Raw genomic sequence first — 12148 nt, forward strand, 5'->3', positions numbered from 1 at the left:
TATAAATTGTTTTTCAGTGGCCAGATGGAATGCCAAGGATAATCATCCCCCTCCCGAATCAAGTTAGGGACAAGTTGTGCGAGATTTTTCCTTACGGGCTTTTCATAATAAATATCAATAAAAATCCCTCCCCAATACGGGAAGGGATTGACATTAATTCAAACGGTTACGCTCTCCTGTACTACCTGTACTGGAATTCACCCGGAAACTTTCTCCTTGAGCAAATCTCCATCTCAGGGTAAATCTGACCCCCTGATTACTTCTGTATTGTCTGAAGCTGGTATCAATATCTGCAAAATTCACATTCGCACGGATCACCTGAGTCCTAAACAAGTCAGTTCCATTCACAGCCAGCGTCAGTTTATCCTTCATCAAAGACTTGGTCACTCCTGCCTCAACCCAGCCAAATCCGTCTATGGTACCCTGTCCCCAGATTTGAGGTCCAATATACATACCGATCAATTCCAATTTGAATCCGGCTGGCAAGGTCATATTGTGCTGAGTTCTCATCATAAAGGAAGTCTGATCCTGATCCAAGAAGTCATCTCCTATCTGAGATTTGAAGCGATTATAATTTACCTGAAGCATATTGGATGTGCTCCACCATTCTTTGATTTGAACCGGAACGATAGCTCTGAAGTTTGCGTTTCGCGTCTTGTCAAAGTTGTCAGTGAAAGTAGTGGTAGTTCGACTTTCCTGATCTTGCATAAATACCTGCATAAATGCATCCTCCGTCTCGCTATACCCCAAGGTAAATTGGTACGCTCCTTTTACCACGTGGTTCATTTCAAAATTGTTGGAATACTGAGGCTTCAAACCTGGATTTCCCTGCTCTGAAGTCAAAGGGTCTATGTAATAAATAAAGGGATTCAACAATCGGTAATTCGGACGGGTAATCCTTCTATTTGCATTGTAAATGATCTGATAGTTGTCGCTTACTTTATGCTGTACAAATACACTAGGGAATAAATTGAAGTAGTTTTGCTCATTAATTTGACCTAGGGTAACTGAGTTTCCTCTGATATCAGAATATTCCCCTCTCAATCCAGCCTGATAGCTGACTTTTTCGGAAAACTTCCCTTTGTAAGAAGCATAAGCTGCCAACACGTTTTCATTGTAGATAAAACGGTTGCTACTTGGGTCAGGCTGGAATGGACCATCTTCGTTTGCTCTTTGCAAGTCCAAATCATTATCTGAATTTACCCAAGAACCTTTCAAGCCTGTTTCAAAGGTGTTTCCATTTTTCAAAGGCTTTACAAAATCCACTTTTGCCGTGAAAATATTGTAATACATTTCATTCAAAGTCAGAATTTGATTTCTCATACCTGATCCTTGATCTTCTCCAGACCAATAAGTGTTTCCTAATAAGGACTCACTGTTGGCATTCATTCTGGTAAAGTCTATATCAGAGCTGATTTTAGTACCCAAGGTATCCAACTTCGCATCATAGTGGAGATTGGCAAAGATTCTATCGCTATGTCCATTCGCATCATTTCTACTGTCCAAATAGTCAATGATATCCGTACCTGGATTAGTAATATTGGTCAGGGAGGTAGAGGTATTGACATCATTGGAAGTGGATGCCTGAATATTCAATCCCAAGTTTTGATTTTCATTGATCTCGTAGTTTGCGGCACCGTTGAAGAACCAGTTTTTATCACGCTGGGTAATTCTGGAAGTTTGATTGAAATTAGATATTCCTTCAGGCAGCGTAAAGTTTCTATTGATGTCCAAATCATTGAAAATGGCATATTGATTATGATTGAAATTGGCATTGGTTGTCCATTTCCCTTTTTTCACATTCAAAGCCACTCCTCCTATAGGAGCCCAAAGTCCATTGTATTGCCCGCCTAACTGCACATTTCCAAAAACTCCATCAACAGTATTACGCTTCAGTTTGATGTTGATCACTCCCGCAGCACCTTCCGCATCAAATCTTGCAGAAGGGTTATTAATTACCTCAAGGCTTTTGATATTATCTGCAGGCATAGATCTAAGGAAGTTAGCTAAATCCGTGGCAGACATATACGTTTGTCTATCATTGATCATGACTACTACACCAGAACGACCATTCAAATTGATGATTCCATCCTGATCTACATAGACTCCCGGGGATCTTCCTATGACATCTAATGCATTGGATCCTTCGGCCATGACAGTGCCTTCTACATTGACCACCGTCTTATCAGGTTCGATGATGATTTCAGGACGTGTGGATTTAACTGTTACCTCATCCAGGCCAGTCATTTCATCCTGAATGTTGACAGTTCCCATATCCTTTATAAGTCCCGGAGTCAATTCAAAAGGTTCAGAAGTGTAGGTATTGAAGCCTATGGAAGAGACCACTAGAGAAACTTTCGCAGATTTAACGGACTCGATGATAAATGATCCGTCTTCATCTGAAACTGCTCCGTCAATCAATCCATTGCCTTCCACAGCTATCAAGGCTACGTTGGCATAGGCTACAGGAGCACCTTTTTGATCTAAAATTTTTCCGGAGATCCGGCTCACCTCTTTTGCGGCGAGATTACTAAGCCCTAATAGGTAAACAAATAGGGTCAAAAATAAATAGTTGGCAGTTTTCATTTTCAAATAAGATTGAATGTTATTCCTGCCTACTATTGAAAATGAAATGCCATGAATAGAAAATAAGCTTAAAATAGCTTTAAAGGGCATTTTATTGAAAATCAAAATATCTTCTGCGTTCAGAAGCGTACAGTATTTCGTCAGCTAACGGACAAAAAAAGCGCTGAGATTTCCCTCAGGGCTTGTGTTTACTCTTCTAACAGCTTATTTCAAAGCAGCTAAATAACGCTTATTTACTTCTTCCCAGTTGATCACATTCCAGAACGCCGAAACGTAGTCAGGTCTTCTGTTTTGATAGTTAAGATAGTATGCATGCTCCCACACATCTAGCCCTAAAATTGGTGTTCCTTTAATTTCTGCTACATCCATCAAAGGGTTATCCTGATTAGGGGAGGAAGTAACTTCTAATTTTCCGGCTGCTGTCACTACTAACCAAGCCCAACCTGAGCCAAATCTTGTAGCCGCCGCTTTGTTGAATACTTCCTTGAAAGAATCAAAATTTCCAAACTTAGCATTGATTGCATTCCCTACTTCTCCACTTGCTTCACCGCCACCGTTAGGGGAAAGAATTGACCAGAACAAGCTATGGTTAAAGTGACCACCGCCGTTGTTTCTTACAGCAACATTGGAGCCGGCTACTGCCATTAGCTCTTCCAAAGATTTTCCTTCTAAATCAGTACCAGCCACGGCATTGTTCAGATTTGTAACATAACCGTTGTGGTGTTTTCCATGGTGAATTTCCATGGTACGAGCATCGATATGTGGCTCGAGCGCATTAAAAGCATAAGGTAATGATGGGAGTTCAAAAGCCATTTTTTATAAAATTTTTTGGTTAAACTTTGATTTAAAATCCTTTAAAGAATCTGTGTTGAAAACCAAGTCAGGAAAGAAAAGGTTCTGAAAAGTATGATTTCCTTTTAATTTCTTAGCTTTTTGAAAAAATCAAGCAACAATTTTTCTGATTCTTGAGCTAATAAGCCTCCTTGAAGCTCTGTTTTTGGATGTAAAATCCCAGCATTAGTTTCCCGAAAACCTCTCTTAGGATCCTCCGCTCCATAAAAAACCTTCCCTATTTGGGACCAAAAAAGTGCCCCTCCACACATGGTGCAGGGTTCGAGGGTCACGTAAAGCTTGCACTCCGGAAGATACTTTGCCCCCAAGTAATTAGCTGCGGAGGTAATGGCTATCATCTCCGCATGGGCGGTGACATCATTGAGCTTTTCAGTTTGATTGTAAGCTCTAGCTATAATTCTGTTTTTGGATACGATGACAGCGCCAACAGGGATTTCTCCTTCTTCAAAAGCAATTTGTGCCTGCTTTAAGGCTTCATTCATATAGTATTCGTCAGAGAAGAGCTCCATTACCTAAAGTAATCCAGAATCTCATTTCTTACTCCTTCATTGATGATGACAGCTAATATCAAGGATACTAAAAGACCAATACTAGCTTTGAATACGTCATTTCTTGCCAGCTTGAATGCTCTGTACCTCCAAGCATCTTTTTTCTTTGCCTTTCCATGTTTCCCTATGGCGATAGCCAACTCTCTACCTCCCAAAAGCCCGATAAATACCCAAGTGGTACTCATAGGTACACTGCTGTAAATTTTGAAATAGAAAAGGATAATCGCGTAAACAAAATCAACAATAGTAGCTGCACGGACATCAGTCACATTGGACTTTTCATTGACAATCCCCTGGATTTTATCCCCTTTCAGATAGAAGAGGAATCCTAGTCCTACAAAAACAAAACCTGTGTAAACCAAAAACTCGGTTAAGCCAAGCTGCCTAGGTAAGAATACCGCAATATTGGCTGCATCCTGCATGATCCATACAGACCATAATGTACCAGAAGTGATCCACTGTAAGACCATCCAGTAAGGTTTAGCTTGGCCTTTCAGGTAATTTTTCACAAACCTTTCCAGCGCAAACCATACGACCATGGCTATGGCAAAAGCAAGGATATATCCTACAAAACTTTTGAACATTACGTCCAGGATTGTACCCGCTTTGTAGGTGAATACATTCAACAAAAGAAAAGTCGTAGACACAGGCATTCTCATCCTGGTCATAATTAAAAGCACAATCGGAGCCGCAAGTTGTAAAAATACAAAACTTTCAGGGGCCTTTTCCAGTCCCTTGGTCGTCAATCGCTGATAACTCACATCTCCGTCCAATGTCAACCAGCTATAGGTAACAGTACCCACGAATATCAAGCCCATAAATAACCACAGCCAATACCACTTCCTATTCTGATTGGAGGCGATGAAAGTACCGATGGTCTGTATACTGTCATTGGCTATGGCAGAATAAGCCGCCAAAGCAAATCCAAACCACATAGCTGCGTAGGTGTAAGGCGTGATAATTGCAGCAACTGAAACTAAAATACAAATCACAATCAGGAAAGGCTTTTCCTTTTTGGTGAAGTCAAAAAGAGAATATGCCGTTTTGGATAATTTCTCCTGATTGATGTTTTGGTCTATATTTTTCTTGGCCATGGTTGGAGGCGGGTAAGCAACGGGACAAAATTACAGAAGTTATTCAGCCTTACGTATTAAGAAATTGTTAACTCCTTCCAATATCTTCTCTTTAAGGCAGTTTATGACTTGTATTTCGTAAAAAAATACCAATTTTTGCTCAGAAATTGAATGAAAATTCGGAACCTCGGCGGAATTACCTTTCCAGCTAAATTTCATTTCGATTGCAAAATACTGAAATCTGACTTATTTCATTCCAAATGGAAAGCTGGGACCTAGAATCTTCTAAACCAAACAAAACCAAAAGCTATGTGCTCATGCTTTTGGCGCTTTTCCTGTTCATTTTTGCGATTGATCTGCTGACTGTATCCATGAGTCATCTCAATAATTCTGTCGCAGAGGATTTATTTTTAGCAACCCGCAACCCTTTCGTCAGTCTATTCATAGGCCTTTTAATGACCGCTTTGATTCAAAGTAGTTCCACTGTGACTGCCAGTATCGTGGCGGTAGTAGCTGCCGGAAATTTAGGCCTGGAACAAGCAGTCCCTATGGTCATGGGAGCTAACATAGGTACTACACTTACCAGTACGTTGGTTTCTTTTTCCTATGTGATGAAAAAGAAAGAGTTCAAAAGAGCCTTATCTGCAGGTATTATCCACGATATCTTCAATATTTTCACGGTACTGGTCCTATTACCTCTAGAGTTATATTTTGGACTTTTGACTAACCTGGCTGTTTATTTTGCTAATTTTTTCGGATCTGACGAAAACTTCACTGGCCCTTTGATATACAATAAAGTCTTCACTCGACCCCTGACGCAATGGGTAAGTGATACGATTAATATTCCTTTCCTGACCACGATACTGGCGGTATTTCTGGTTTTTGCAGCCATAAAAGTTTTGGCGACCTCAGTTTATAAGGCCTTCGTCGTAGATAGCTTCCGGGACATCAGCAATATGATCTTCAAAAAAACTGGCTTAGCTTTCACTTATGGACTTTTCTTCACTGCAGCAGTCCAGTCCAGTACTGTGACAACTTCCTTGGTTGTACCTCTGGTTGCCACTCGAAAAGTTTCTCTTAAAAAAGTATTCCCTTTTGTAGTCGGGGCTAATATCGGAACTACCATTACCGCTGCTTTAGCAGCAATTTATAAGAGTGAGGCTGCCATTGCCCTGGCCATTGTGCATTTCCTATTCAATACATTTGGGGCGATTATTATCCTGTCCTTCCCTCAATTCAGAATTCTTCCGGTCAGGTTGGCTTTGTATATGGGCAAAAAATCAGTCAAATCCAGATTTCTTGGATTTGCCTATATCCTTTTGACCTTTTTTATTATCCCATTCTTGCTGATTTATTTCAGCACCGAATAATTAGCTCTGGGAGGCTTTCCAAGCATCCATCAAAGCTTTTGCTGAGCTAGTTCCAATCCTGTCTGCACCAGCCGCTATCAATTCCTTTGCAAACTCCAGTGTTTTGATTCCTCCACTGGCTTTGATTCCTGTTTGGGAAGAAAGGGTTTGACGCATCAATTGAATATCCTCCACTTTGGCACCACTGGATGCATAGCCTGTTGATGTCTTGACAAAATCTGCTCCTGCATCCTGACAAATAAGACAAGCCTCCTGTATTTGATCCGCATTGAGATAAGCCGTTTCTATAATTACTTTCAGGATTCGCTCCTCTTCATGGCAGATTTTAGCTATTTGGGCAATCTCAATCTTCGGCCAATTCATTCCTGAATGGTAGGCTGTTTGAGACCAAACCAAATCCAACTCATCAGCTCCCTGCTTGATTGCTTCTTTGGTCTCAGCAACTTTACTGGCAGTATCCTGAAACCCAAAAGGAAAACCAATGACAGTGACAGTTTGAATATCCTCCTTCTCCAGTTCTCTACTGACCTTTTTTACCCAAAAAGGAGGCACACAAACTCCTACAAATTGCTCCTCGATAGCATCCTGAACAAGAAGGTCAACCTCTTTTCCGGTCATGGTAGGTTTAAGAAGGGTTGATTCCAAATAGCGGTTTAATTTATTCATGGGGATAAACAAAGTCTCTTAAATGCATAAATTCTAAAGTGAGATCTCCATCTCTGGCAAGGGTAGCTTTTTCTAATATCGGAGCTGGCTCATCCAATAATGCAGGAATGACCCACTTGATCAACTGATTGCCAAAATCCTGACTTGCCTCTCTCGGAATTTCGCAGGGAAGATTATCAATGGCCATCACAGAAATGCTTCTCTGCTTTCCAAAGGCTTCAATCTCCTGACCAGTCTCCCTGTCTATATCATATACAGGAGAAAGAATGGTAGAAGCTCTCCGAGTAGTAGGGACAGAGCCATCTATATCGCAGGTGACATCAGCGATTACTGAAAGGGCGAAATCATCCGAATTGATATCCTCTAATTTGAAAAGCCTTGGTGCTTCAGGATCCCAATAAGCTGCTGCAATCAACATTTCACCTTCTTCAGCATATTTGAGAAAATGGCTTTCGTAGCGCTCAGGATTGGAATAGAATTCTTCCCTATCATATCCTCCATCTGTTTTTCGCCTATTGTAATCTTCTGATCGTAACTGAACAAACACAGCCTCTTCAAAATACTGATGCAAAAAGTCCTCTTTGCTCACCTCCTTGATTCCCATTGCTTCCAAGATCTCTTTGGCTCCTTTCCCGACTCTACCCGCTCCCGTTAAAATGATTTTAACTGGTGGAAGCTGAACTTTCTTCAATTCGGCCTTCATATCTGCCAAGTCAAAACATTCATGCGCACGTTTTAGGTCAAATAGTGCGGTCTTTTTCCCATAGGTCCAAAAAGCATTATAAGCTCCTACCACGCCTGCCCATCGTCCAAAAGCAACTACCCTATTTCCTTCCTGATCTTTTAAAACCTCATAGTCAATCAAGCGGATATTTTTCTCCAAGACAGCTTGTAGCAAGCCACGGTTATAACTTTGTCTTTTGATTGTATGAGAAAAGAAAAAATAGGTCTTATCCGGAATTAATTTATCCACAGGAACCTCTTTGACTCCAAAGAGCACATCACATGCAGATAAATCTTCCACTACGCTAATTCCTTTTTGCTTAAATTCCTCGTCTGAAAAACATCTGACAGGGCTGGATTCTACATAAAAGGAAAATTGGTCTGAATATTTTTCACTCAAACTCTGGATTTGCTCTGGCGTAAAAGGACTTCTTTTGTCTGGTGGATTTTTTCCTTCGCGGATTATTCCGATTTTCATAAAAATTCTTCTTCTACCGGGTAATACTTAGAATGGACTATTGGATACTAGCTTTGAGTTGGGCTATATTTTACACAACTCACAGCGTTTTCGCTGCCTCCAAGTTAAAAAGAATTCTGAAGGAGAAATTAGGTTCAGCCTATAAATGGTACCGCCTTTTTTATTCTTTATTCTCATTACTGCTTTTAATCGGAATAGGCTATGTTTCCATTCAAATCCCCACTAAAAAAATTCTGCCGGGTTCGGATATTTCAAGCTACTTTGGATACATGGCCGCGACTTTTGGGACTATTATTCTGGTAAAAAGTAGCAAAGCATGGTCTTGGAAAGAATTTATAGGCATTAAAGAAGAATCTAACACGAAAGAACTCATCCAATCAGGATGGTATGCTCGAGTGAGGCATCCTCTTTATCTGGGCATAATTTTGATATTTCTGGGTTACTTTTTTGTGGCAAGTTCCATGAGTTCCCTCATTCATTTGATTTGCGTACTCATCTACCTTCCCTTTGGGATTTATTTTGAAGAGAAAAAACTGCTACAAACCTTCGGCAAAACTTACGAGACGTATCAAAAAAATGTCCCTGCTTTATTCCCTAAGCTCAAAAAATAAAAGGGCCGAAGCCCTTTTTATTTAATCTATTCCTCTGAAATCTATATCAAATCGTAAGATGGAATTCTCGGGTATTCTTTCATTGATCTTTTGGTTTCGATAAGCATAAGGTGAAGGAATTATTAACACCGCTTTAGACCCCGGTCTCAGCCTCCTATACCCAATATCCCAACCTTGAATAACCTGCCCAGTTCCCAAAGTGAATTTAAGAATTTCATATGTCGCTGTCTCAACATAGATATCGTTATCCCTAGCTACCTGCTCACTGGTAGTATCAAATACAGATCCATCACTGATTAAGGAACCTGTGTAGTCTGTATATACTATTGTTCCTCCTGTAGGCCTTGAACCAACTCCTTCTTCCTGTACGATTATAATAACCCCACTTGGATCATGTATTCTTCTGACACTGTCAATTTCGGCAGTTTTCAGATACTCATCTATTTTCACTCTATCAATTGCCAAATTGGCCTCCGAATCATAAAGAGGGCCTGTTGCAAATGGATTGGTTGGTTCACAACCGTACATTAGCATCATTGCAAAGAGAAGAGAAAAAAGAATTGAATTACGCTTTATCATTAGTTCTGTGGTCCTTTCTTTAATTCAACGAACTCGATTTCAAAAATTAAGGGAGTATTAGGAGGAATATTATCTCTTCCTTCAGGTCCATATGCAAAGGCAGATGGCATTAAGACAGTAGCTTTATCTCCAACTTCCATGATTGCTACCGCTGTCTCGAAGCCTTCGATAAGTTGTCTTATTCTAATCCCGCCACCCTGCACATACCTGATGGGTCCGTATTGCCTATTCTCAGTATATATATTATTTGCTCTCGCTACAGTTTCAATAGTGGTATCAAAAACCTTATTGTTTAGGAATTTTCCTGTGTAATTAACACGAACGGTATCACCTGGAGCCACCATTCTACCACTATTGGAAAGCTGTTGCCAAATCACTGTAAAACCAGTCAACTCATCTACAAAATCCTTGGGACCTGTCAACGGATTAGCTGCCAGATATTCCTCAATTGCCTTTTTGTCCCTTTCTAGTATAGCTTGATAGGTCGAATCCGGATCAATACAAGCCATCATAGCAAAACCACTAGCAAGAATTAGCAATAAGGAAGTTAATCTGAGTTTCATAGTTTTTGAAATGAATTGAAATCTAGGTTACTTATTTTTGAACGTCTGTCACTTCAACGTCGAAAACCAAAATGGAGTTTGGACCTATCAATGCTCCCGCTCCGTTTTCTCCATAAGCTAGAGGAGAAGGAATCAAGAATTTAGCCTTAGATCCTTTTTTCAACAACATCAAACCTTCATCCCAGCCTGGAATTACCTGACCCATTCCAACATTTACCGGAAGTGGCTCATATGGACGCTGTGGATTATACATGTTGTTGTCTTTGGCAAGCTGCTCATAAGAAGTATCGAAAAGAGTTCCGTCGATTAGGTAACCTGCATAGTTCACATACATGGTAGTTCCTGGAGTGATAGCTTCGCCTGTTCCTTCTTCTTGAATCACATAATACAAACCGTTTTCAGTCTTCTGCACATCCAAACCGTTTTCTTTAGCGTACTCTTCAATGGTTTTTCCTTCTTCCACGATCAATACTTTTGCCCGCTCAGCTCTTTTGGCAGCTTCTGCCTCATTCGCTTTTGTGAAGAAATCCATCAAAGCCTGCTCTGACATAATATCAAAAGCTCCCAATCTGATTTTCACAGTTTCATTTTCTTCCAAGAATGGAGGATAGTTATCTCCGAAAATGGTTTTAGCGGTAGATTCAAAGTGAATGCTATCTCCTTTTCTCAAAGACATAAAAATTTCATCCATCCCATTATTAGTAGGCATGGAATCATTTGCCATCAAGTAGCCAGGTACCGGTTGATCAATGGTAGTGTAGATCACAGAATCTTTGGAATTCATAATTTCCAAATGGTACATCAGGAAGTCACCGTTTGCTGGCTTCTCACTTCCTTCTTTGATATAAGTATATTCGATTCCATCCTTCTCGGTTACTTTAGTTTTTTTACAAGAAGAAAGAACAAGTGATCCTGTCAAAAGGACCAAAACTGCCAAAAGGCTAGATTTATTTTTCATAAAGATTAGGTGGTTATTCTATTTTTAAGGTTGCTGAAATCAATTGCTGGAAACAGGCTCTTGATCAAAAAGCTCATCCTGATGCTCTTCCACTAGATTTTCAAATTTCTCTATGGTCTCCTTCAGGTTTCTTTCGGATTTACCTCCTGCTGCATTTTTGTGTCCACCTCCGTTGAAGTAAGACGCAGCAAATTTATTAACCGCTACTTCACTTGAGGATCTGAATGAAATTTTTATTCCGTCATCTCTCTCTGAAAACAATGCGGCTAACTTGATTCCGTCCAAAGATAAGGCATAATTGACCAATCCTTCTGTATCTCCGGTCCGGCTTTGATATTTTTTAAGATCTTTTTTGCTGATTGCAAAGTAGGCAGTATGGATATCCTCTCTCACTACCAGTCTTCGGCTAATCGCAAAACCGATAAACTTCAGACGATTGACGGAATTGGAATCATAAATCCAATTGGCAATCTGAGAAGGGTTGGCCCCTAAATCAATCAATTCGGCAACGACCAAGTGAACATTTTTAGTAGTATTGGGATGGCGAAAACCACCCGTATCCGTCATGATGCCAGCATAAAGGGATGCTGCAATATCCTTGTCAATCAGCTCCTTATCGCCTAATTCTACGATCAGCTCATAAACCAACTCGCAGGTCGCAGCAGCTTCAGTACTCCAATATTTGAAGTCAGCGAAGTCCTCCGGATCCTGATGGTGATCAATATTGACAATAAATGCATCCGACTGACGGATCATTTCACCCAATTCATTGACTCTGTTGAGCACAGAAAAATCCAGACAGAAAACGACATCCGCTTCATTCAAAGCTTTGGTTGCTGACTTCTGATGATCTTCCCTACTAAAGTCCAAGACTAAATCGTTCCCTTCCATCCAATTCAGGAAAGAGGGATAATCTGTCGGAGTCACCACAGTTACCTCATGTCCTTTCTTCAGCAGATAGTTGGCTAATCCCAAGGAGGAACCCAGCGCATCCGCATCCGGTTTGACGTGAGTGGTGATGAATATTTTTTTGGGTGAAGATATTTCTTTTTTAAACGAGGCTAATGCTTCCATTTATATAGGTTCAACGGCACTTAGGCACTAGTAGTCCGCAAAGGTCAGGATTTTTTTGACAATTCCC

At 40.4% G+C, this 12148-nt stretch carries 12 protein-coding genes; 2 read left to right on the top strand and 10 right to left on the bottom strand.

Annotation, left to right across the window (positions count from 1 at the left end; all coding sequences use genetic code 11):
- Positions 1-153 precede the first annotated feature (153 nt).
- The 4 genes from B2906_RS14145 to B2906_RS14160 all read right to left on the bottom strand — a co-directional run bounded on the left by B2906_RS14145 (position 154) and on the right by B2906_RS14160 (position 5080).
- Positions 154-2586 carry an outer membrane beta-barrel protein gene (locus B2906_RS14145; protein WP_219957518.1) on the bottom strand — a complete coding sequence of 811 codons (2433 nt, stop codon included), beginning with the start codon at positions 2584-2586 and terminating at the stop codon, positions 154-156.
- Between the two features lie 204 nt (positions 2587-2790).
- Entirely contained in the window at positions 2791-3399 is a 609-nt protein-coding gene (locus tag B2906_RS14150; protein ID WP_144603689.1) for a superoxide dismutase, read from the bottom strand.
- 104 nt (positions 3400-3503) lie between these two features.
- Positions 3504-3947, bottom strand: coding sequence for a nucleoside deaminase (locus B2906_RS14155; RefSeq protein WP_144603686.1), 444 nt, complete (start codon positions 3945-3947; stop codon positions 3504-3506).
- Positions 3947-5080, bottom strand: coding sequence for a hypothetical protein (locus B2906_RS14160; protein WP_144603684.1), 1134 nt, complete (start codon positions 5078-5080; stop codon positions 3947-3949). The genes B2906_RS14155 and B2906_RS14160 overlap by 1 nt, the downstream gene beginning before the upstream one ends.
- Positions 5081-5319: 239 nt before the next feature.
- Between B2906_RS14160 and B2906_RS14165 the strand changes: the two genes are divergently transcribed.
- Positions 5320-6429, top strand: a complete 1110-nt coding sequence (locus B2906_RS14165) for a Na/Pi symporter (RefSeq protein WP_219957517.1) — start codon at positions 5320-5322, stop codon at positions 6427-6429.
- On the opposite strand, the gene deoC is transcribed toward B2906_RS14165, so the two are convergent.
- Complete coding sequence (gene deoC, locus B2906_RS14170) at positions 6430-7095, bottom strand: deoxyribose-phosphate aldolase (protein WP_219957516.1); 666 nt, start codon at positions 7093-7095, stop codon at positions 6430-6432.
- Positions 7088-8296 carry an NAD(P)-dependent oxidoreductase gene (locus B2906_RS14175; protein ID WP_219957515.1) on the bottom strand — a complete coding sequence of 403 codons (1209 nt, stop codon included), beginning with the start codon at positions 8294-8296 and terminating at the stop codon, positions 7088-7090. The genes deoC and B2906_RS14175 overlap by 8 nt, the downstream gene beginning before the upstream one ends.
- A 32-nt stretch (positions 8297-8328) precedes the next feature.
- Here B2906_RS14175 and B2906_RS14180 point away from each other — a divergent pair, with 32 nt between their 5' ends.
- Positions 8329-8907 carry a methyltransferase family protein gene (locus B2906_RS14180; RefSeq protein WP_219957514.1) on the top strand — a complete coding sequence of 193 codons (579 nt, stop codon included), beginning with the start codon at positions 8329-8331 and terminating at the stop codon, positions 8905-8907.
- 21 nt (positions 8908-8928) lie between these two features.
- On the opposite strand, the gene B2906_RS14185 is transcribed toward B2906_RS14180, so the two are convergent.
- From B2906_RS14185 to B2906_RS14200, 4 genes are read right to left on the bottom strand one after another with little or no spacing between them, the layout of a single operon-like run.
- Positions 8929-9486 carry an FKBP-type peptidyl-prolyl cis-trans isomerase gene (locus B2906_RS14185; RefSeq protein WP_286940638.1) on the bottom strand — a complete coding sequence of 186 codons (558 nt, stop codon included), beginning with the start codon at positions 9484-9486 and terminating at the stop codon, positions 8929-8931.
- Positions 9486-10049: an FKBP-type peptidyl-prolyl cis-trans isomerase gene (locus B2906_RS14190; RefSeq protein WP_219957512.1), complete on the bottom strand. Its 564-nt coding sequence runs from the start codon at positions 10047-10049 to the stop codon at positions 9486-9488. Before B2906_RS14190 ends, B2906_RS14185 begins: the two co-directional genes overlap by 1 nt.
- 31 nt (positions 10050-10080) lie before the next feature.
- Positions 10081-11007 carry an FKBP-type peptidyl-prolyl cis-trans isomerase gene (locus tag B2906_RS14195; RefSeq protein ID WP_219957511.1) on the bottom strand — a complete coding sequence of 309 codons (927 nt, stop codon included), beginning with the start codon at positions 11005-11007 and terminating at the stop codon, positions 10081-10083.
- Positions 11008-11046: 39 nt separating this feature from the next.
- Positions 11047-12081, bottom strand: coding sequence for a DHH family phosphoesterase (locus tag B2906_RS14200; RefSeq protein WP_219957510.1), 1035 nt, complete (start codon positions 12079-12081; stop codon positions 11047-11049).
- Positions 12082-12148 lie beyond the last annotated feature (67 nt).

The organism is Algoriphagus sp. UBA3586 (genome assembly GCF_002376385.1).
GTDB lineage: Bacteria > Bacteroidota > Bacteroidia > Cytophagales > Cyclobacteriaceae > Algoriphagus > Algoriphagus ornithinivorans.